Origin of the sequence: Virgibacillus sp. LDC-1 (assembly GCF_030137545.1) — a bacterium.
Lineage (GTDB): Bacteria > Bacillota > Bacilli > Bacillales > Amphibacillaceae > LDC-1.
Map to the genome: position 1 here is coordinate 346,829 of NZ_JARUVL010000002.1, position 20,025 is coordinate 366,853.

Annotated in this window: 19 protein-coding genes and 1 pseudogene; 12 read left to right on the plus strand and 8 right to left on the minus strand. The window is 37.5% G+C overall.

The annotated features are described in order from the left end of the window. Positions 1-164 precede the first annotated feature (164 nt). Both QBK89_RS03490 and QBK89_RS03495 read right to left on the minus strand, forming a co-directional pair. Positions 165-509, minus strand: a complete 345-nt coding sequence (locus tag QBK89_RS03490) for a DUF2178 domain-containing protein (protein ID WP_284139614.1) — start codon at positions 507-509, stop codon at positions 165-167. After that, positions 499-738, minus strand: a complete 240-nt coding sequence (locus QBK89_RS03495) for a helix-turn-helix transcriptional regulator (protein ID WP_284139615.1) — start codon at positions 736-738, stop codon at positions 499-501. Before QBK89_RS03495 ends, QBK89_RS03490 begins: the two co-directional genes overlap by 11 nt. A 584-nt stretch (positions 739-1,322) precedes the next feature. Between QBK89_RS03495 and arr the strand changes: the two genes are divergently transcribed. Then, the gene (gene arr / locus QBK89_RS03500) at positions 1,323-1,739 is read left to right on the plus strand and encodes an NAD(+)--rifampin ADP-ribosyltransferase (protein ID WP_284139616.1); all 417 of its coding nucleotides are present in this window, start codon (positions 1,323-1,325) and stop codon (positions 1,737-1,739) included. 255 nt (positions 1,740-1,994) lie between these two features. Here the strand turns inward: arr and QBK89_RS03505 are convergent, their stop codons facing one another. The 4 genes from QBK89_RS03505 to QBK89_RS03520 form a co-directional block, all read right to left on the minus strand. Next, entirely contained in the window at positions 1,995-3,260 is a 1,266-nt protein-coding gene (locus QBK89_RS03505) for a hypothetical protein (protein ID WP_284139617.1), read from the minus strand. Between the two features lie 309 nt (positions 3,261-3,569). Continuing rightward, positions 3,570-4,859, minus strand: coding sequence for a WD40/YVTN/BNR-like repeat-containing protein (locus QBK89_RS03510; protein WP_284139618.1), 1,290 nt, complete (start codon positions 4,857-4,859; stop codon positions 3,570-3,572). Positions 4,860-5,088: 229 nt separating this feature from the next. Continuing rightward, positions 5,089-5,628, minus strand: a complete 540-nt coding sequence (locus QBK89_RS03515) for a hypothetical protein (protein ID WP_284139619.1) — start codon at positions 5,626-5,628, stop codon at positions 5,089-5,091. Between the two features lie 78 nt (positions 5,629-5,706). Then, positions 5,707-6,411, minus strand: a complete 705-nt coding sequence (locus QBK89_RS03520) for a CPBP family intramembrane glutamic endopeptidase (protein ID WP_284139620.1) — start codon at positions 6,409-6,411, stop codon at positions 5,707-5,709. A gap of 90 nt (positions 6,412-6,501) precedes the next feature. Here QBK89_RS03520 and QBK89_RS03525 point away from each other — a divergent pair, with 90 nt between their 5' ends. Then, positions 6,502-7,230, plus strand: coding sequence for a MerR family transcriptional regulator (locus QBK89_RS03525; protein WP_284139621.1), 729 nt, complete (start codon positions 6,502-6,504; stop codon positions 7,228-7,230). 39 nt (positions 7,231-7,269) lie between these two features. Here QBK89_RS03525 and QBK89_RS03530 read toward each other — a convergent pair whose 3' ends face one another. Beyond that, positions 7,270-7,695, minus strand: coding sequence for a hypothetical protein (locus QBK89_RS03530; protein WP_284139622.1), 426 nt, complete (start codon positions 7,693-7,695; stop codon positions 7,270-7,272). A gap of 263 nt (positions 7,696-7,958) precedes the next feature. Here QBK89_RS03530 and QBK89_RS03535 point away from each other — a divergent pair, with 263 nt between their 5' ends. After that, positions 7,959-9,068: an NAD(P)/FAD-dependent oxidoreductase gene (locus QBK89_RS03535; protein WP_284139623.1), complete on the plus strand. Its 1,110-nt coding sequence runs from the start codon at positions 7,959-7,961 to the stop codon at positions 9,066-9,068. A 62-nt stretch (positions 9,069-9,130) separates the two neighbouring features. After that, complete coding sequence (locus tag QBK89_RS03540) at positions 9,131-9,274, plus strand: hypothetical protein (RefSeq protein WP_284139624.1); 144 nt, start codon at positions 9,131-9,133, stop codon at positions 9,272-9,274. 82 nt (positions 9,275-9,356) lie between these two features. Here QBK89_RS03540 and QBK89_RS03545 read toward each other — a convergent pair whose 3' ends face one another. Then, positions 9,357-10,100 (minus strand): helix-turn-helix domain-containing protein, encoded by a 744-nt coding sequence (locus QBK89_RS03545; RefSeq protein ID WP_284139625.1) that lies wholly within the window; start codon positions 10,098-10,100, stop codon positions 9,357-9,359. Positions 10,101-10,228: 128 nt separating this feature from the next. On the opposite strand from QBK89_RS03545, the gene QBK89_RS03550 reads away from it, so the two are divergent. From QBK89_RS03550 to QBK89_RS03585, 8 genes and pseudogenes are all read left to right on the plus strand, one after another. Further along, the gene (locus QBK89_RS03550) at positions 10,229-11,491 is read left to right on the plus strand and encodes an extracellular solute-binding protein (protein ID WP_284139626.1); all 1,263 of its coding nucleotides are present in this window, start codon (positions 10,229-10,231) and stop codon (positions 11,489-11,491) included. Positions 11,492-11,592: 101 nt separating this feature from the next. Next, complete coding sequence (locus tag QBK89_RS03555) at positions 11,593-12,810, plus strand: carbohydrate ABC transporter permease (RefSeq protein WP_284139627.1); 1,218 nt, start codon at positions 11,593-11,595, stop codon at positions 12,808-12,810. Positions 12,811-12,823: 13 nt separating this feature from the next. Further along, on the plus strand, positions 12,824-13,657 hold the full coding sequence (locus tag QBK89_RS03560) for a carbohydrate ABC transporter permease (protein ID WP_284139628.1): 834 nt from the start codon (positions 12,824-12,826) through the stop codon (positions 13,655-13,657). Positions 13,658-13,709: 52 nt separating this feature from the next. After that, complete coding sequence (locus tag QBK89_RS03565; RefSeq protein WP_284139629.1) at positions 13,710-16,019, plus strand: glycoside hydrolase family 65 protein; 2,310 nt, start codon at positions 13,710-13,712, stop codon at positions 16,017-16,019. 24 nt (positions 16,020-16,043) lie between these two features. Continuing rightward, a complete protein-coding gene (pgmB, locus tag QBK89_RS03570; RefSeq protein WP_284139630.1) occupies positions 16,044-16,718 on the plus strand; it encodes a beta-phosphoglucomutase in 675 nt (224 codons plus the stop codon). A 330-nt stretch (positions 16,719-17,048) separates the two neighbouring features. Next, positions 17,049-18,176 carry a M20 peptidase aminoacylase family protein gene (locus QBK89_RS03575; protein ID WP_284139631.1) on the plus strand — a complete coding sequence of 376 codons (1,128 nt, stop codon included), beginning with the start codon at positions 17,049-17,051 and terminating at the stop codon, positions 18,174-18,176. 237 nt (positions 18,177-18,413) lie between these two features. After that, positions 18,414-18,884: a hypothetical protein gene (locus QBK89_RS03580; protein WP_284139632.1), complete on the plus strand. Its 471-nt coding sequence runs from the start codon at positions 18,414-18,416 to the stop codon at positions 18,882-18,884. Positions 18,885-19,185: 301 nt separating this feature from the next. Next, positions 19,186-20,025, plus strand: a pseudogene (locus QBK89_RS03585) (IS256 family transposase); the annotation flags it as partial.

A 20,025-nucleotide genomic window follows, 5' to 3' on the forward strand; every position in this document is an offset into this window, starting at 1 on the left:
TCCATCTATAATAGATTACCATAAATAAAGGATATTTGAATAGCATTTACGCATGCTTTACGTTTCTGTCACATGGTAGGTTTTAGCATAGTCTAGATAGGCTAATTTTCGTTTTTGCGTTAAGGTAACTGCTCTTCAAATTATCGATTCCCATTTATAGTTCTCTAGTTAAAATCCTTTATATATCGAAACACTAGATATATTCCTGTGGCAAAGAATGCAATAGAATACTTATATAAGAAGAAAATTTGCCACATATATTCTTTCGGGAAAATTATGTCGCACAAAACCAATACAAATAACATAATAAGAGCACTTATTAATTTAATGTGGTTTGTTCTTTCGTCAGCTTCTCCAATTTTTTTAAGATAAACAAATATCAGAATCAATCCGATAAAAACCAATACAAAACCACTTCCAATAAGCATATTCCAATTACCGGTTGATTCTTCCGCCCAGGTTCTTAACGGATCAAAAATTGTAATTAATATTTCTGAGCTAATTTTCATTTTGATCACTTCCTCTCACATAAGTAAAAATATCGTTCACATTTACATTAAAGAAATCTGCTATTCGAAAAGCTAAAACGAGAGAAGGTGAATAATTATTCTTCTCCATAACAAATATAGTTTGCTTAGAAACACCGACAGCGTCCGCCAACTCCTTTTGTGTCATCCTTTTTAAAACCCTATATTCATACACCTTATTCTCAATGCAATCCTCAAATTTTTTCTTCAAGGTCAACACCTTCCTTTATAAGTACATCTATACAGTAAACTATAGTGTTATAAAAGTAAAGTAAACTTATATAAAATAAAATAAAAATTTGATTAGACCCTAAATGTTTAGAATCTAACCATTCTATAACTATGAACAAACTGGTCGGGTCGCTTACATATTTCATCACCTTTCAAATTAATAATTAGAGGGACTATAGACCTAGCTAATTATACTTTAAGCTCAGATGTTTGAGTAACACTAGCAATGTCAACCTCTTGATTAGACAACAAAAGATCCTACTGGACAATCCAAATAGTGTTAGCAATCCATCATAAGGATCCAGTCTTGATAATAGATTAAAAGAAAAAAACCTAATTCCTATCTTAAATACGGAATTAGGTTTGTGTTGTTCCTTAATGTCACTTTTTAAATACATATCCTATTTCATAAAACAACTATGGTGATAAAAATACGTATTGACGGTTCGATATTATTTCCTCTACTTTTATTGTACGGTTATTAATAAGTTATTTATAGACTTATATTTTAGTATTTTCGCGACTATACTATTATAGACAAATTTAAAAAAGAGGTGCACTCGTATGAATGATAAAAAAGATGTTTTAGATAATGGTCCTTTTTTCCATGGTACTAAAGCCGAACTAAAAATCGGAGATCTATTAGAACCGCAACACTTATCAAATTATCAAGACAAAAAAACTAACCATATATATTTTACTGCAACACTAGATGCAGCTAAATGGGGTGCTGAGTTAGCAGCCTCAAAATCTAAAGAAAGAATTTATATTGTAGAACCATTAGGTGAATTTGAAAATGATCCGAATGTAACCGACAAAAGATTTCCAGGAAATCCAACACGTTCTTATAGGTCTAAATCGCCTTTGAAAATAGTAGCAGAGTTAGGTTATTGGGAAAGACATTCTGATGCAGAGATAAACAATATGCTGAAGTCTTTAACAAAGCTACGTGAACAAGGAAATGCAGTAATATACGATTAGTCTAAATGTGTAAGGTGAATTTGAATGTTGCTTATAACCACTGAACTTTTGGACTTTTATATAGAACTAAGTTCATTATTCATATGCTTTGGTACCAACCACCGCTACGTGCTCCTCAAAATCATAACGTAACCTCTCCCTTATAGCGATATTACAGACTACTCCTAATTACGAAAAAGTAGACCGATTGAAGGAATTCATTGTAAATTATTAGTGGGGCGGCCCATGGTTGTATGGATCATTTTCAACTCTATTCTACAAATCGGTTAAAAAAATGACATTACCATTACTTGCATTCACCCCGTATTGACAATCTAATTTACCGCACAAAAGATATTGTTTTTGTTCAAAGTCATACACATAATAAGGCTTTAACTCATATAAATTTTTCAATTTTTTATATGCCTCTCCCTTATTAATCGTTGAATTATCTGGTGCTTGAAATTGGTCAAAGATCTCCAACATCGGTTTATTATCCATATAATTTACTGCTTGTAAGCTGCTGCCATCAATGATAACCCTAAGTTTTCTTTGAAAGATGCGGTTGTCCTGTTTATTTGTTCCTAAGGATGCGTGAATATAGCCTTTATCACGATGTAGCGTTTTAAGGTTCCAAACGCCTGAGTCATTCGGATATTCTTGACGTAAAAAGTCTTTGACTGCTAAGACAGACGCTTCTTGCTCTTTCTTAGTAATCGGACAAGAATCAGGACTTGGCTGAGATGAAAAGGCTTGATCAGCTGTTATCCCCTCACATCTGATTTCTTTTCTAATAAATGAAATTTTCATTGGTGTATCCCAAGAAATGGTTTTATCGATGTTTATATAGGATCTTACATTAGCAATAAAATCAAACGGAATCATCGTCATTTGCTTATTTAAAATATAAACCTCTTCAACTCCATATACAGGGATTAATCTTTTTTGATCATGCGAAGGAAATTCAATCAACTTCAATTGTTCCTTTGCTAAATGTTCTACCTTATCAAAAGAGAGTGTATATGTTTCTTCTTTTATCATCTCCTTGGAAGGGAATTGGCCATGAACAGCAAAAAAAGTCAGCTTTCCTTCTTCATCAATTTTTATTTCTACAGAGCCAGACGGGGAAACATCAACTCCATTAATTACTTCTTTAAATAGAAGTCTCCCATCATCTTCTTTTTGAAGTTGCAATTGTCTTCCATAAGTTAAGCCAGTTTCCTGTTCCACCCATTTTATGATGTCGTTTATATGAAGACCTGCAAAGCTAATCCCGTTTTTTGCATATGTCTTTTCCATTACAAAAATAGCGCTGACAAACTTATGAGAATGAACATTGACTTCAATAACTGCTGTTCCTTCTGGGTTGGAATCATCCTCTGGTTCCTCCACATGGTTAGGAAACCATTCCATCGATAATGTATACACGGTTTCATTAAAGATATTTACATAACGATCAAGTCCATGTCTTTTTAAATAGTAGTTATCTAAGCCAAATTTTATTTTTGTAGCATCAATTAATCTTTTTATTCTACTATCCATCTTTCTATTCCCTCTCCTCTTATGACGAATACTTGCGCCAGTTTTGCTTATAAGTATTATCATTTCATCAATTCGGTCGCTATATTTTATCGTTGCCGATAGAGAAATTCGTTAGATCATAAGATTACGCCAGATCCCTATTTGTATATATAACCTTCATTCCTGTTCTTCTCTATTTTTTGACTAACACTTTCATACGTGGATTGACTTATAATTGTGTGTTGTATAGCTTGCTACAGCCGTTTTAATATTCATATACTCTAATACAGTCAAATTGTGCTCAATTGATGAACAATCACATTGTCTTCTTCATCTTTCAATCACATCATCCGGGTCAATCAAATTTGCAAATGACCACGTCTTGCCATTGTCCACCGAGATAAATTTAGCCAGGACATTTCCTCCTTGAAAATCTCCGTTTGGCCCCTGATTCACAAGCAGTATACCTTGGGACCCGTCAAATGTTGGAATTTCCGCTACTGTGAAAACCCCCTTGTACTCTGCCGGAATGGGTACATCCACCTGTGTCCAAGTTTCTCCGGCATCATCAGTTCGATATAAGTCTGGCACTTCCGGTTGGGAATTTCTAGAAATCGATCCGAATGACACGTATCCTAGTTTCTCATCGATAAATCCGCCACTCGTCACTTTTCGTTCTGTTGGTACACTTCCTACCTGACGCCAAGTTGAACCAGAATCAATTGTTTTGAAAATCATGTTGCCCTCCCAGCTCATTGTGCGATCTCCTGTTAAGATCAAAAAGCCATTGCTCTTGGATACAAAATCAAGGAGCCGCATCCGTATTGCTTGGAATGGCGTAGGAACTGATGATGTATTCCATGTTTCACCCTGATCCGTTGATTGGAGCACCTCTATATGCTGAAGTCCGCCAACAATAAAAGCTGTCCGTTCCGGTTTAATTATATAGCTTTCTTCCATTAATTCATGTTTTGGTCCATTATATTCGCCTTCAAATAATTTATTGATTTCTACTGGAACGCCCTTCCAATTTTCGCCGTTATCATATGTAACTTCGAGTGTGTTTTTCTCTATTCGATAACGATTGTTCTCATCAGGAACATCGATTCCCGCTTCTTTTTGATAGGTATTTTCAACAGGTGGTAAATCGCCAACAGAATTCGATATGTCATCAATCCTAAGGAGTGTATATTTGTTTTGACTCGTCTTTTTAATCCGGAATGTCCATTGGATATTTTTCACCGTTCCGTCATTCTGTACTTCACCCCAGTTGTGGTGGGTTGACCAGTTTCCCTTATCTAGCTTTGCCCAGAATGTTACCTCAACAGCAAACTCTGCTTCATCACCAGCCAATAATTGAAATTTATTGTAACGTACATCCATCAGTCGCTTCCAAGGGCTTACGTCTTCCCCCGTGTACTGATTCATATAATCAAACCAAAATCGATAAGCTATATCTTCCGGTTCACGACTGTCTTCTGCATCTACAGTAATAGTCATTGGCAGTGGTTTGTTCAAGTCTTCGTTGTAAAAAAAATAATAATATATGAAAGCAACTGCCGCCCCAAAAAAAATGAGCAAGACACTGGTTATAACGATTCTTTTTTTAGTTGAGATCATCCAATTCTCCTTTAACCACAATTTACAAGAGTGAAATTGTCTTTTTCCTTCGTAAAAGCACCCCAAAACCTCTTAATACCAATTATTTCAAATTAATCGATTGAACTCAATCTTTTTCCACAAAAAAGGCGCTTCCTTTTACGGTAAGCGTCCATTTCTAGAAATTATAAAACGAATAACCAAACTTTTACCTTTTTGTTAGGATCTATTTATTTAAAAGAAAAATATATTATCCTTTAGCTTTTTTCGGCCATATAAAATTACTAACAGCTACTAGAAAATCGATTCCAAGTATGAGTGTCCATAACTTTAGGAAGCCATCAAGCACTTCAGTTCGAGAAGGATCATTGATGAAATAGATTAGACCAAATAATATTCCAGCACCTATTAAATATGCGATTACATGCTGTCCCCAGCTTTTCAAATAATCTTTCGCATAATCCATTCCATATCTTTTAACTGGTTTGGATCCCTGTTTCATTACATAATACTGAAATCGTATATCCGCCCATGCAATCATACTTTTACCAAACGCGATGGATACTCCAATATAAACCGCAGCAATGGCATGCACTTTCGTTGCGGTGGCACCCCGATATAAATCAATACTCGTAGCAATCAGTAAAATAAGGTCAATAACTGGTGTTAAAGCCAAAAAGAATAGACCAAGGCGTTTAAATTTTAAAATATAACGTGTAATGAGGCCTAATAAAATTAAAATCCAAAATCCAATTTCACTTAAAACAATCAGCCATGCAATAAAATTCACATCTACACTTCCTTATCTTTTTTTATCTAATGCTCGTATGTACAAATCTCTCATTGTATTTGTTTTAACTACCCATAGCTATGCTAAAACAGTCATTAAAACCATAATTCCATTAGTTAAACCGTGAATAATAACTGCGGGCCAGATCGAGTTGGTTCGTTCATACGCCAAAGCAAAGATAATTCCACTAAAGAAATTTACTGGCATTGTATTATATGTTGGTATATGAGCAGTTGTAAAGATTATGGAGCTGAATAAAATGGCTCCATTAAAACCTATGCGTGTACGTAGCCAACGATATAAAAAACCGCGATAAAAAATTTCTTCGTATATTGGTGAAACGACTGCCGCAGAGATAAAGGCAATTAGAAACGAAAAGAAAGTTACATTTTGCTGAATTGCTTCTGTTTTGCTATTTTCCCATCCATACTCTATAAGACTTGTAAGAACTACAATTAATAGAGCACCCACCATTAAAATAACAGAAAATAGAATAATGATGTTCCAGTCCTTCGCAGCGAACGGTTTGACCCCTACTTCACTCCATGAGAGTTTTTTTGGACGGAGGGCAATAAAATAAATGCCGAATACTAGAATTACTGCTATTGTTAACCCCATTAATGTTCCGGAATATAGCTGATTATCAAACCATGCTAAATAAATTGGCTGAATGATGTATTTAATACAACCAATTACAACTACAAATTCAAGCAACATTAAAAATATGAATTCTTTTACACTCCAACAGTCTTGTTCTTTCCAGTTCATTTGATTTTTTCCCATTCGTTCCCCCTCTTTCAATATGATATAATCTAACTATAATAGGTTACGCTGCGTAACCTTCAAGTTTTTTTCGAGGAGGAAGAGAAAGTAATGAAACGATGGACCACTGGAGAGTTATCGAAACAGCGAAATATATCCGTACGCACACTCCGTTATTATGATCAGATTAATCTCCTTACACCAAGCTTTAAGGAGGCTAACGGAAAGCGGTATTACTCAGAGAATGACTTATTTCAATTAGAAAAAATTTTGATTCTGAAATCTCTTTCGCTTCCATTAGAGGATATTCGCGGAATGTTGGATAAGCTGTCCTATAAGCAAATCCTAACTTCCCACTACAATTACCTACAAGAACAACTCGCGGAAATAAAAACAAGTATTTCTAACACTACTTCACTCATCAACATGATAGATTTAGAGGAATCCTTGCGTTGGGAAGATGTCTCCAAGCTGGTTCAAAACGCACAAAAAAACGCAAAAAAATGGCTTGACTATTTTCAAGAAAATGAACAAGCCATCCTACAAGAGACCCTTCCCAATCTCAGTAACAATAATGAAACAACACATCAATATATTTTACTATTGCAGCGTATTGAGTGGTGTATAAAGCAAGGAATGAAGCCAGAATCAGAGGAAGGCGTTCAAATCGCATCTAAATTAATTGCGTTATCAAATAATACGTTTCACGGAAATAGAGAGCTAGAAGAGAAATTCTGGGAGGTTAGAAAGCTGCCTGTTGAGGAAACTGGGCTATATCCGATTTCAGAAGATGTGCTAGAATTTGTAGAACGTTGTATTGCTTACACATCAAAGGGGTAACGTCTCGTTCGATAATGCCCCTATCCACTCACAATATGACTAGTTTGCTTTGTTTTTTTTCAGCTTTCTATAGCCCCAAAAAACATACCCACTCAAACATAACTGAATCACACTAAATCCTAAAAACGGATACGTTACGATATAGTCTTCATCTAAAATACAGATTTGAAATATCAAGCTACTGAAGAAAATGGCTCCCATAATAGCAGATACATACCAGACACTGTTATGCCTTGATGTAAAGCTAAACACCGCAGCGATAATATTACCTAGTCCAAATATGATAATCGCAAGAATTCCTGGCATAACCCAACTATCAAACGGAAGCTTTTCCGCCCAATTTTTAGGGTATGGTTCGGCAAATATCCCGCTACTTAACTGCACCATTTGAATTCCAAACCAAATGGCACCTGTCGCCAAAAACAAATCGTAAATAGCAAGCACCTTTGGTCTTTTTTGCTTCATGTTATTGATTTCCCCCTTTTAAACTTAAATTTTATTATAACTTATCTCATAAATAAAATATATATTCAGAAAACATTTCGAAATAACTTTGAATCACACCATCCCAAATAGTGCACATGCCTTAGCCATTTCTCATAGCACGGACCATTACAACATGCTATAATCAACATAAACTGACCATAAACGCTTTCCTCAACTACGTTTGTGCATGAATAGTAGAAATGGTTGGTGCGATCAAACTATACGACAAAGGATTATTACATATGAAAAACTATCTTATTATCGGCGCTGGGATATTAGGCGCAACAACTGCATATAAGCTTGCCAAGTATGGCGCACAGGTTACTATTATTGATCGAAAAGCTCCTGGTCAAGCAACGGAGGCAGCTGCTGGAATTATATGCCCATGGCTTTCACAACGAAGAAACAAAGCATGGTATACACTAGCTAAAAACGGCGCACGCATGTATCCAGCATTAATTAAGGAACTAAATGAAGATGGCATTCAAGATACTGGCTATACCAAATCAGGCGCATTAAGCATTCACAATGACGAAGCTAAATTACAAGCGATGAAAAAAAGAGCAGAAGAACGCCGCCAAGATGCACCTGAGATCGGAGAAATTTCCTTCCTTAATGAAGAAGAAACGAGAGAATTGTTCCCACCAATTGCGGAGGGCTATCAATCCATCCACATAAGCGGAGCTGGAAGCGTAGATGGAAAGAAATTGCGAGACGCCCTGTTAAAAGGGGCTATCTTGCACGGTGCCAAATTCGTTGAAGGAGAAGCCACGCTTTCCTTAGAAGGACAGCTTGTAACCGGAGCGACCGTCAACGAAACCCATTATGCTGCAGATATTGTTATCGCAACGGCCGGAGCATGGATGAAACAGCTTCTTGAGCCTACACAGCTGCTATTTAACGGCAAAGCACAAAAAGGACAGCTTATCCATATTACGTTACCAGACATGGATACAACAAATTGGCCACTTGTCATGCCACCTATTCCTCAATCAATCGTTCCATTTGCTGATCATATTACACTTGGAGCAACACATGAGGATGCCCATTCATTTGATTTACGACCAACAATCGGGGCTGTTCATGATATTCTCTCAAAAGCACTCCAGTTTGCACCAGGGCTTGCAAATAGCACCTTAGTTGATGTAAAAGTAGGTTATCGTCCTTTCACACCCGGATTCCTTCCTGTATTCGGCAAGGTTCCAGAGCTTCAAGGACTGTTAATGGCTAATGGGCTTGGCTCATCAGGATTGACTACAGGACCTTATGTCGGTTCAGAGCTGGCAAAGCTTGCCTTAGGACTTCAAACAGAAATCAATGCACAAGATTATAATGTCGGTACGGCATTTTAGTAAACTACGAAAAATGAGGAACATATCATTTCGCAAACCATGATTACAAAGGGGGACTTCTTTTGAAAGGAAATAAACTGATCGTCATTATTATAATTACGATTGTATTAGCGATGACATTAAGCTTTTATTTAATGGAAGTAATGGTAGAGGATAAGCAAGCGATGCATTCAATCAAAGTAAACGAATATCATTCCCTTCTATGAAACGCATATGCGCTCCATTTTGTATCGGACGTGAGATGGCTTTTGCCATCTCACCCTTTTTCATTAGCATTATTCGATAACACTACAACATTTTTTCCTTGAATTTTCTCGGTGTCATTCCAGTAAATCTTTTAAACAGACTTGTGTAATGACTTTGATTACAAAATCCAAATAATAACGCAATATCAAGTAATGATGAGTCCGTATGACGCAAAAAATACTTCGACTCATCTATTTTTTTATGATTAATATACGTTTTCAGATGCACACCAACTACTTTATAAAACATCGCAGATAAATAGTTAGCACTTACATTTGTTTCTATTGCAATCTCCTTTAAAGTTAGTGGCTGGAGTATATGATCGTGAATATATTGAACGGCACGATCAACAATTTCATTGTGATAAGCACTTTTCCGATAATCCTCGACTGCTTGAATAAAATAATGGACCATCTCATATTCAAGCTTCCTTACCCCTTCTGAATCCGGCGTATTCTCAACCCTACGGATAAACACATCACTTAAATCAAAGGCATGCTCTGGAGGAACACCCGCTCGAATTGTCGCTCGTGCAAACAACGTACAAGAGCATATTAAAGAATTTTTCAACGAACGAAGCGGAATATGCGCTAACGTTGCGCGGTCCAATTCATTAATTTGCTGCAATAATTCCTGGGCTTTTGCTTCATCTGCTTTTTCCACCCAATATAAAAGCTCCCGTTCTAGTCGATAGTTCGGGTGTGTGAATAATGACTCTTCATTATCCTTTCTTGCTTTTAGAAAATCCTGGATAACACTTTTCTGAATGGAAGACGTTTTTTGCATTTCATTCATCTCCAGTATATACAAGTTAAATTTTTAATAAAAAACATAATATTCTAATATAAATGTACGATGAAAGCACTTACAATGCAAGTGAGAGTTAGAAGAAAATAAAGAGGAGGTCAACAAAAATGAAAAAAATGAAATCAATCTTATTATTTTTTACCACTTTATTACTATTTTTATTAGTTGCTTGTAGTGAGGATAGCAACAAATCCTCGGATGACGCAGAGAAAAAAGATGATGATGCAGCAGCATCTGAAGAAGTTGTTATTAAGCTTGGAGCACAGAATGACAATACTCCGGCAACACAGGCACTTATCGATGCCTTCAACGAGAGTCAAGATAAGTACACGGTGGAATGGGATCCATTAACAAATGACTCAGCCCAAATGCATGACCAATTGCTTAACTCCTTAACAAGTGGTTCCAGTGAATACGATGTTATTTCCATGGATGTCGTTTGGGCAGGAGAATTTGCTGGTGCTGGCTTTTTAGAGCCAATTGATGTTCATATGAATAAGGCTGGATTAAACAAAGAATTATTTAATGCCGGATCAATGGATTCCGGAAATTATAAAGGAAAACAATATACACTTCCATTCTTCCCTGATGTTGGCCTGCTTTATTTCCGCTCCGATATTGTAGATGAGGCGGATGCAGCAAAGCTAGAAAGCGGCGATTATACGTATGAAGATTTATATGCAATGGCAGAAAAGTATACAGGGAAAGCAGACACAAAATATGGGTTTTTATATCAATCCAAGCAATATGAGGGATTAACAGTAAACGTAACTGAATTTAGTAATTCCTTTGGAGATGTAGCTGCTGGACTAGAGCAAATGCATCAATTTACAACTGCTTCTTTCTCACCAAAGGATTTATTAAACTTTACTGAAGGAGAAACACATACGAATTTTGAACAAGGAAATGCTGTTTTTGCTAGAAACTGGCCATATCAATTTGGACGCATTTCTGGTGAAGAAGATGGGGTAACGATTTCAACGGATCAGGTTGGTATCGCTCCTCTTCCAAATGGCGGCTCTGTTGGTGGCTGGCTGCTCGGTATCAACAAAAACTCAGAGCATGTAGAAGGCGCATGGGAATTCATTCAGTTTGCAGCAGGGGAAAAAGGACAAACAATTATGGCAACAGAAGGTGGATACTTACCAGGCTACAATGCATTGCTAGAAGACAGTGCTGTACAGGATTCGAATGTTATGCTTACCTTCCCTGGCTTCCAAAAGGCGCTAGCAAATGCGATTGCACGCCCTGTTTCTCCAGAATACAACAAAGTTTCTGATACGATTCAAGTGGAAGCACATAAATATCTTAGCTCTGGAGAAGGACTGGAGGAAGTCACAGCCGCAATTAAAGAAGCGATTGCAGAATAATTACGCTTCCATAAACTCCTTATGACTGCTTTCATAAGGAGTTTCCTTTTTCTCCAGTCTATTGAAACCGTTTCATCCCAATACACAAAGAGGTGATCGAAATGAAGCATAAGTTGGGCTTTAGCGGCTGGTTTTATTTATTACCAACCCTTATTCTAATTGGAATATTTTCCATTTGGCCCGTTTTTCAGTCTATCACATATACGATGTTTGATTATAAGCTAAATGACCAACAAAAAGCTGGTCTGTACGTAAACGATCGGTTTAATACCGACTTATTTAATGAAACCACCTTATATGTTGGCATGTTTCTCGAAGAAGAGCTCGCTTCTGTTTCCGAGCAAGCGGATAAAGATTTAATCCGTGACACGTTAACCAACTTAAAAGAAAGTGCTGCACCATATGCATCACAAGAAGGAATCATTAAGCTTTCTTCAAGTGAAGCTAAGGGTATTCAAGCACTGTATACTACAACGAAAAAAACAATCGATACGTTAAGTCAAAAATATACATTAACACATGCTGAAAACCTACCACTATTAGTAGAAGATATTAACAATAGTATGATACCTTCCAATTTTATCGGTTTAAAAGCCTATAAAGAGGTCTTGTCCGACGAACGGATGCATATTGCGCTATGGAATACGATCTTATTCACCCTTGTATCTGTCAGCATTGAGCTTGTATTAGGTTTAGGGCTGGCAATGATCTTAAACAAGGCAATGGTCGGCAAAGGGATTGTAAGAACAACCTCCCTCATTCCGTGGGCAATTCCAACAGCAGTAGCTGCCCTCATGTGGAGCTATCTCTATGATGGTAGCAGTGGTATAGTCGCTCATTTCTTCGAAAACGTAGGATTAATTAGTCAATCACAGGATCTATTATTAAGTGGCAGTGGTGCAATGGTATCTACAATCATCGCCGACGTTTGGAAAACAACGCCATATATGGCGCTATTATTATTGGCAGGACTGCAAAATATACCAAAAGCATTATATGAAGCGGCAGCTATTGATGGTGCTTCTCGTATAAAGTCATTCTTCCAGGTTACATTGCCATTATTAAAATCTTCTATACTTGTCGCCCTATTATTTCGAACACTCGATGCATTTCGTGTCTTTGACTTAATTTATGTACTAACAGGCGGTGGTCCTGGCGGAGCAACAGAAACGATGTCTATTTATGCCTATAAGCTGATGTTCGGGCAAACCAACTTTGGCTATGGCTCTGTTATCGTCATGGTAATGTTCGTCTGTGTCGCCCTGATCGCAATTATATTTGTGCGCTTACTCGGGACGAATCTATTAGATCGAAATTAAAGGAGTGAAAACTATGAAAGCCACTAAAAAAAGACGTTGGATCATTTTTGCTGCCTTTGTAATAGTCTACCTGTTTATTATGATTTTTCCTTTTTTATGGATTTTCATCACTTCCTTTAAAACAAGTGGAGAAATCTTTGGTACTGGTGCATTTCGTGCTATCCCAGAAGACCCGACGTTTGGTAATTATGTCACCGTATTATTCGAAAAAGGAATCCTAAAAGCAATTGCAAATAGCTTTATTGTCGCAACAACGACAACAATCTATGTCATTATTGTCGCAACCTTATGTGCTTACGCAATTTCACGGTTTCGTTTTAGAGGAAAAAGTATTTTACTAGGAATCATTTTAGCAGTATCTATGTTTCCACAAATGATTATTACTGGTCCTGTTTACAATCTTTTTTATAAGCTCGACTTGTTAAATAGCTATGCAGTTGTACTGCCTTATTCAACGATTACACTTCCAATGGGGGTTTGGATCCTTGTCACCCATTTTAATCAAATTCCATTGGCATTAGAAGAATCAGCAGAAATAGATGGGGCAACCCGTTTTCAAACATTGTACAAAATTGTCTTTCCATTAGCAGCCCCAGGGGTTTTTACAACCGCAATCATTACCTTTATAGCTGCTTGGAATGAATTTCTATTAACTATTACATTGAATACAAATGCAGCATATCACACTGTTCCAGTTGCCATTTCCTTTTTGCGCACCCAGTTCTCGATTTTGTGGGGCGAGGTCGCTGCTGCAACAGCAATTGTAACGATACCTACATTAATTATCGTATTGATTTTCCAAAAGCAAATCATCTCCGGCCTTACAACAGGAGGCGTAAAGGAATAGAAAAACGCTGTCACATATTACTGCATCAACAAGAAGTGTAAGGAGTGATACTATGTCATGGGTTATACAATCCCAAGCAACGGACAAAGAAAGCATCGAACTAGAAGAAAGCTTATTTTTTACTGGAAATGGCTATATTGGTATCCGGGGAAATTTCGAAGAAGGTGCACCAGACGAAATTCAATCCATCCGCGGAACTTATCTGAATGGATTCCATGATATTGTTCCGATTTCATATGGTGAAAAACTATACGGCTTTCCTGATACACAGCAAAAGCTTGTTAATATGATAGATGCCCAAGAGGTACAAATTTGGGTCGGTGAGCAGGATGAAGCAGAACAGCTTTCCTTATCAACTGGCGAACTATTAAATTATGAACGAACGCTCTATTTAGATAAAGGCTATAGTGAGCGAAAACTGCACTGGAGATCAAAGCACGGTCATGAGCTTATTGTCACCTTTAAACGAATGACCTCCTTTCAGACGAAGGAACTTTTTTATCAGCATATTACGATCACGCCTAAAAGCAAGGATATTCCGATTCGAATCGTTTCTAACGTCCGTGGCGATGTGCAAAACTTTGTTGATCCAACTGACCCTCGCATTGGGAGCAGTCATGCAAAAACATTAACCGTTCAGCAAACGGAAGCAAACGATACAGCAAGCTACATTGAAGTGAATACGACTGCTTCTGAGCTTTCCGCTGCAGTCCTGTCTACGGTAAAAATAAATCAACCAACTGCCACAACACATATGGTTGTGTACGATGAAAATGTGGAAACAGAAATTGCGTTTACCTTAACAGAACCAACAATATTTGAAAAACGCTCCTTGTACACAGACTCAAGACATACCACGGATTTAAAGCAAACGTTACTTCAATTGCAACACGCAATGGAGCCTTTATCTGCAGAAACGCTATTTTCTGAGCAAGAAACCTATTTAACTACTTTTTGGAAGCAGACAGACATCCAAATAACAGGTAATCAAGCACTTCAAGAAGGGATTCGCTTTAACCTCTTTCATGTTCTCCAATCAACAGGACAAGATGGCATTTCAAACATTGCTGCCAAAGGTTTGTCTGGTGAAGGCTATGAGGGACATTATTTTTGGGATACAGAAATTTACTTGCTCCCACTATTTACAATGACCAATCCAAAGCTTGCGAAACAGCTGCTCTTATATCGCTATTCTATTTTAGATGCCGCACGGAACCGCGCAAAAGAAATGGGCCATCAAAAAGGAGCGTTATTTCCTTGGCGAACGATTGCTGGTGATGAATGCTCTTCCTACTTTCCAGCAGGATCGGCTCAGTACCATATAAGTGCTGACATTGCCTATAGCTATATTCAATACTTTCTAGCAACAAATGATGTGGCATTTTTAGCGTCAAACGGAGCGGAAGTTTTAATAGAAACAGCACGCCTATGGATGGAGGTTGGTCATTTTTCAAAAGGGGCATTTCGCATTGATGCCGTTACAGGACCAGATGAATATACGTGTATCGTCAACAACAATTATTATACGAATGTCATGGCAAAGCATAATTTATCATGGGCAGTAAAAGCAGTTCAGCTAATCAAAGAACACAGCCCTGCTCAATACCAAGAGCTCAAGCAGCTTATCCAGCTTCATAATGCAGAGCTCGAACAATTTCAGCAAGCAGCGGACGCGATGTACCTTCCTGTTGATGACACACTACAAATCAATCCACAGGATGACACATTTCTCCAAAAGAAAGTATGGGATTTCGCTCAAACGCCGAAAAGTAACTATCCATTATTACTACATTATCATCCATTGACACTTTATCGCTATCAAGTATGTAAGCAAGCAGATACTGTGCTAGCACATTTGTTATTAGAAGATGAACAAACAGAAGAGGTCATGAAGCATTCCTATGATTATTATGAACAGGTAACGACACATGACTCTTCTTTATCGACCTGTGTATTTAGTATGATGGGCGCAAGACTTGGATATATGGAAAAATCGTACCATTACTTTTTAGAAACCGTCCGTCTCGATTTAGATAATACCCAAGGCAATACGAGACACGGGCTTCATATGGCAAACATGGGAGGAACCTGGCTTGCCATCGTTACAGGCTTTGCAGGGATGCGTGTAAAGGAAAATGGGCTTTTCTTCCGACCTAATATTCCTAAGGATTGGGAAAGCTTTTCCTTTAGACTTTCGTTCCGTGACAGCAGTATCCAATGCACGATTACACAAGAACAGCTTGCAGTGCAGCTTTTATCCGGCGACGCCGTCACGATTCATGTATGGAATGATGCGTATACTGTGACAGCAGATTCTATGATTCAAGTAGCTATGCAACAAGGAGAAAAAGTAAATGAGTGAGTTTATAGTGGAGGAGCATGCAACATGGTGAAAGGCTTTATCTTTGATTTAGACGGTGTCATTACAGATACAGCAGACCTACATTATCTGGCATGGAAAGAGCTCGGAGACAAAATAGGGATTCCCATTGATCCAACCTTTAATCAACAGCTAAAAGGAATTGGTCGCATGGAATCCCTCGAGAAAATTCTGCACTACGGAAATAAAGCAGATGTATTCTCTGCCGCGGAAAAAGCCCAATTAGCAGAAGAGAAAAATGAACAATACAAGCAATTAATCAACCGTTTGACACCAGATGATATTCTGCCAGGCATTCCTTCTTTATTACTTGAGCTGCGCGAAAGACAAATTAAAATCGGTCTCGCATCGGCGAGCAAAAACGCACCTGCTATCATCGAAAACCTTGAATTAACATCTTTCTTTGACAGCATTGCTGATGCGGGAAGTGTAGCAAGTAAACCAGCACCAGATATTTTCTTGCTCGCTGCTGCTGAATTAGTGGTCGAACCAGGTGAAGCGATTGGAATTGAGGATGCAATAAGTGGCATTACCGCGATCCAACGCGCAGGAATGTTTGCCGTTGGTGTAGGTGATAAGAATGTTCTGCAGGGTGCAGATTTTATCGTCCCTTCTACCGCTGAGTTGTCTGTTACTACCATTCTCGAAGCTTGGGAGAAGCATAAAAGCGAGCATGTGTGAAGTATAGGTTTAAGCAAACAAAGGGGATAAATAGATAGAAAACTGCAACGTGCATATATTAAATCCGCACGTTGCTGTTTTTTTGTTGAGAGAATTTTTACATCCAATTAATCCACTATCCATTCTTCCCCATTATTTCATAGACTCTCCATTTCATAAGAACTTCATTTTTTCTTTTGTTTATGCGAGATTAGAAACTGAAATTAATCATAAGATAGTTTATACTTAACAAAAACATGCGAAAACTTCAAAAAGATATACGATTGCATCATTTTTTTACTGATAAAGATGAGAAATGAAGTTTACCGATAAAGAATGGAGAAAAATTAAATGAATCACGCTATTGAGCAACGCATAATTGATACATTTCAGCATCTACATGGGCACGCGGAGATTAGCTGGCAGGAAGTTGAAACAACTAAATACCTTGCCAACCTTCTAAGCGAAAGTGGATGTACGGTTAGAACATTTGACGATTGCACTGGGGTAATTGGTGATTTTGGCAATTTTGATCGTGGGTTGCCCATTGTCGCAGTAAGAGCAGACATTGATGCCCTATGGCAGGAAATTAATGGAACGTTCCAAGCGAATCATTCCTGTGGACATGATGCCCATATGGCCATGGTGTTAGGACTTTTATGGAAGCTTGAACAAGAAGAAGCTGTAAAGGATAACATCGCAGTTCGATTTATTTTCCAGCCAGCAGAAGAAAAAGGTGCTGGTGCTTTAAAGATGGTCGAAAAAAATGTAGTCGATGATGTTACATATTTATTCGGAGTTCATGTTAGACCTGTCCAAGAAACAAAGCTTGGTCACGCAACACCAGTAATCGTACATGGTGCAACAAAAATGTATCAAGGAACCATTAAAGGCGACGATGCACATGGAGCACGACCACATTTAAACGATAATGTGATTGAAATCGGAGCTCAAATCGTTAACTTGCTCAAGCAAATCCATTTAGATCCACTCGTCCCCCATTCAGTTAAAATGACGAGCTTCCAAGCTGGAGGAGAAAGCTCAAATATTATTCCGGGAAATGCAACCTTCTCGCTTGATTTAAGAGCACAAACGAACGAGGACATGGATCTTCTAAACTCGAAGGTTACCAATATAATAGAGATGATTAAAAACCTATTTGAAGTAGAAATCGAATTAGAAGCGAGCGGCGAAATTGCAGCAGCTAGGTTAAATGATGATGCAATCTGCCTAATGCGAAAAGCAATCGTAGAAGTATTGGGAGAAGCAGGCTTGGATGATCCACTTATCACACCTGGTGGCGACGATTTTCATTATTACACAATTAAAAAGCCATCGTTAAAAGCAACAATGCTCGGTCTTGGCTGCAATTTGGAACCAGGATTACATCACCCTGAAATGAGCTTTGACAGAAGTGCATTACTAACCGGAACAAATATCCTTTACCATGCTGTTAAAAATGTGTATGGGGTAAAGTGAATGGGTTGTGATAGGAAGATTTGCTGGTTGGAAGAGTTCAAATTAGTATCATAAATAAAATCAAGCTCGCACTTGTTGGATTAGCAACGTTTGCGAGCTTTTATTCGGAACTAAGGTACAGATTAGAAGTAACTGTTGGTATAATTAAAGTACTCTATGCGATTATATGCTATAGAGTAATAATATCGAGATGTTCCCTGGAGCATCTCTCATTTCCTTTTTTATTGAGGTGATTACGTGGATCATGATGAGTACAAAACATATTTAAAGCAGCAATATTCCCATAAGATTCGACCGTTACAATCAGTTAATGACGTTATCTCCGCATTTCAAAAAAAATTAGATATTGCCGAAACAGAATTATCAGAATCCGAAGTTATTTTCTTAAAAATTACAATTAATAACTATATTAATGCACACAAAAACGACCCTATAAAATCTAACTTGGATAACTTAAATTTCATTTCGTATGAAGTAGTAAGAAATGAAAAAAGTGAACATTACTACAATCATATGGGGATTACATCTAATAATGAAAGGATACTTGTCATTATTGAATCCCAGTTAGATGCAATAACCTCCAATTGCGAAGAACTAAAAGTGGATATGATTATCGAACGTGGAATCGAAACATCTCATGTTAATCAAGAAACACCTGAGTTGTTTGCATATCTAATGCTTTTTGATTCTCATAATGAGAACCATTGACTACGACAGAGGATATAAAAACTAAATCTGTCCATGAAGTTAATAGTATAGGAACGTTTAAGTATTTAAAATATGGCATTGAAAAGAACATGTATGTTGATATTTGGGTAAATGGGACGGGCACTTATCAAGTTAAGAGATTAGCTATTTCATAAACTAAATTAATTTAAAATAAAACCGATATAGCAAATAAAATGGGAGTGTAAACTGAACTGTGTAAGTAGGAGAGCGTACGGCTCTTGCTTCGCAGTTCAGTTTTTTTATTGTAAGATAAAAATATAGCGATTGGGAGGTTATTCTATTGACCAAGTCAAAGCGAGATCAGACATCAGCTGAATTAGCGAAACAGATTCTAGAAAACTACCATCCAGAGACCGTAGAAGATATGCTAGTCGCACTTAAAGATATATTCGGACCGATGTTTGAAACGAGGTTAAAAGGTGAAATGAATCATCATTTAGGTTATGAATCGAACGATAAAGAAATAAAAGAAACAGACAATAGACGGAATGGGTATGGTAAGAAAACTATCAAAACGAGCACAGGTGCATTGGATATCAATGTCCCACGAGACCGTGATGCTTCGTTTAATCCAGAGTTGATTCCCAAACGGAAAACAGATGTTTCTGCCATTGAGAATAAGGTCATCTCTATGTATGCTCGGGGTATGTCGCAACGGGACATCTCTGCCACTATTGAAGATATTTATGGCTTTTCAGTATCTCATGATATGGTGTCTAATATCACAGATCAAGTTCTTCCAGAACTTGAAGAGTGGCAGACAAGACCGTTAAGTAACTGTTATGCGTTTGTTTTTGTCGACTGTATGTACACAACCATTCGCAATGAGTATGAAACNGTTAAGTAACTGTTATGCGTTTGTTTTTGTCGACTGTATGTACACAACCATTCGCAATGAGTATGAAACAAGAAAATATGCTGTTTACACTATCTTGGGATACACCATGGAAGGCCATAAAGAGATTCTTGGTTTATGGCTCAACGAAACGGAAAGCAAGCATAAATGGATGCAAATTTTCGATGAAATAAAGGCAAGAGGTGTTGAAGATATTTTCTTTATATCTATGGACGGTGTCAGTGGTCTAGAAGAAGGTGCACATGCCATTTTTCCCGATGTCAT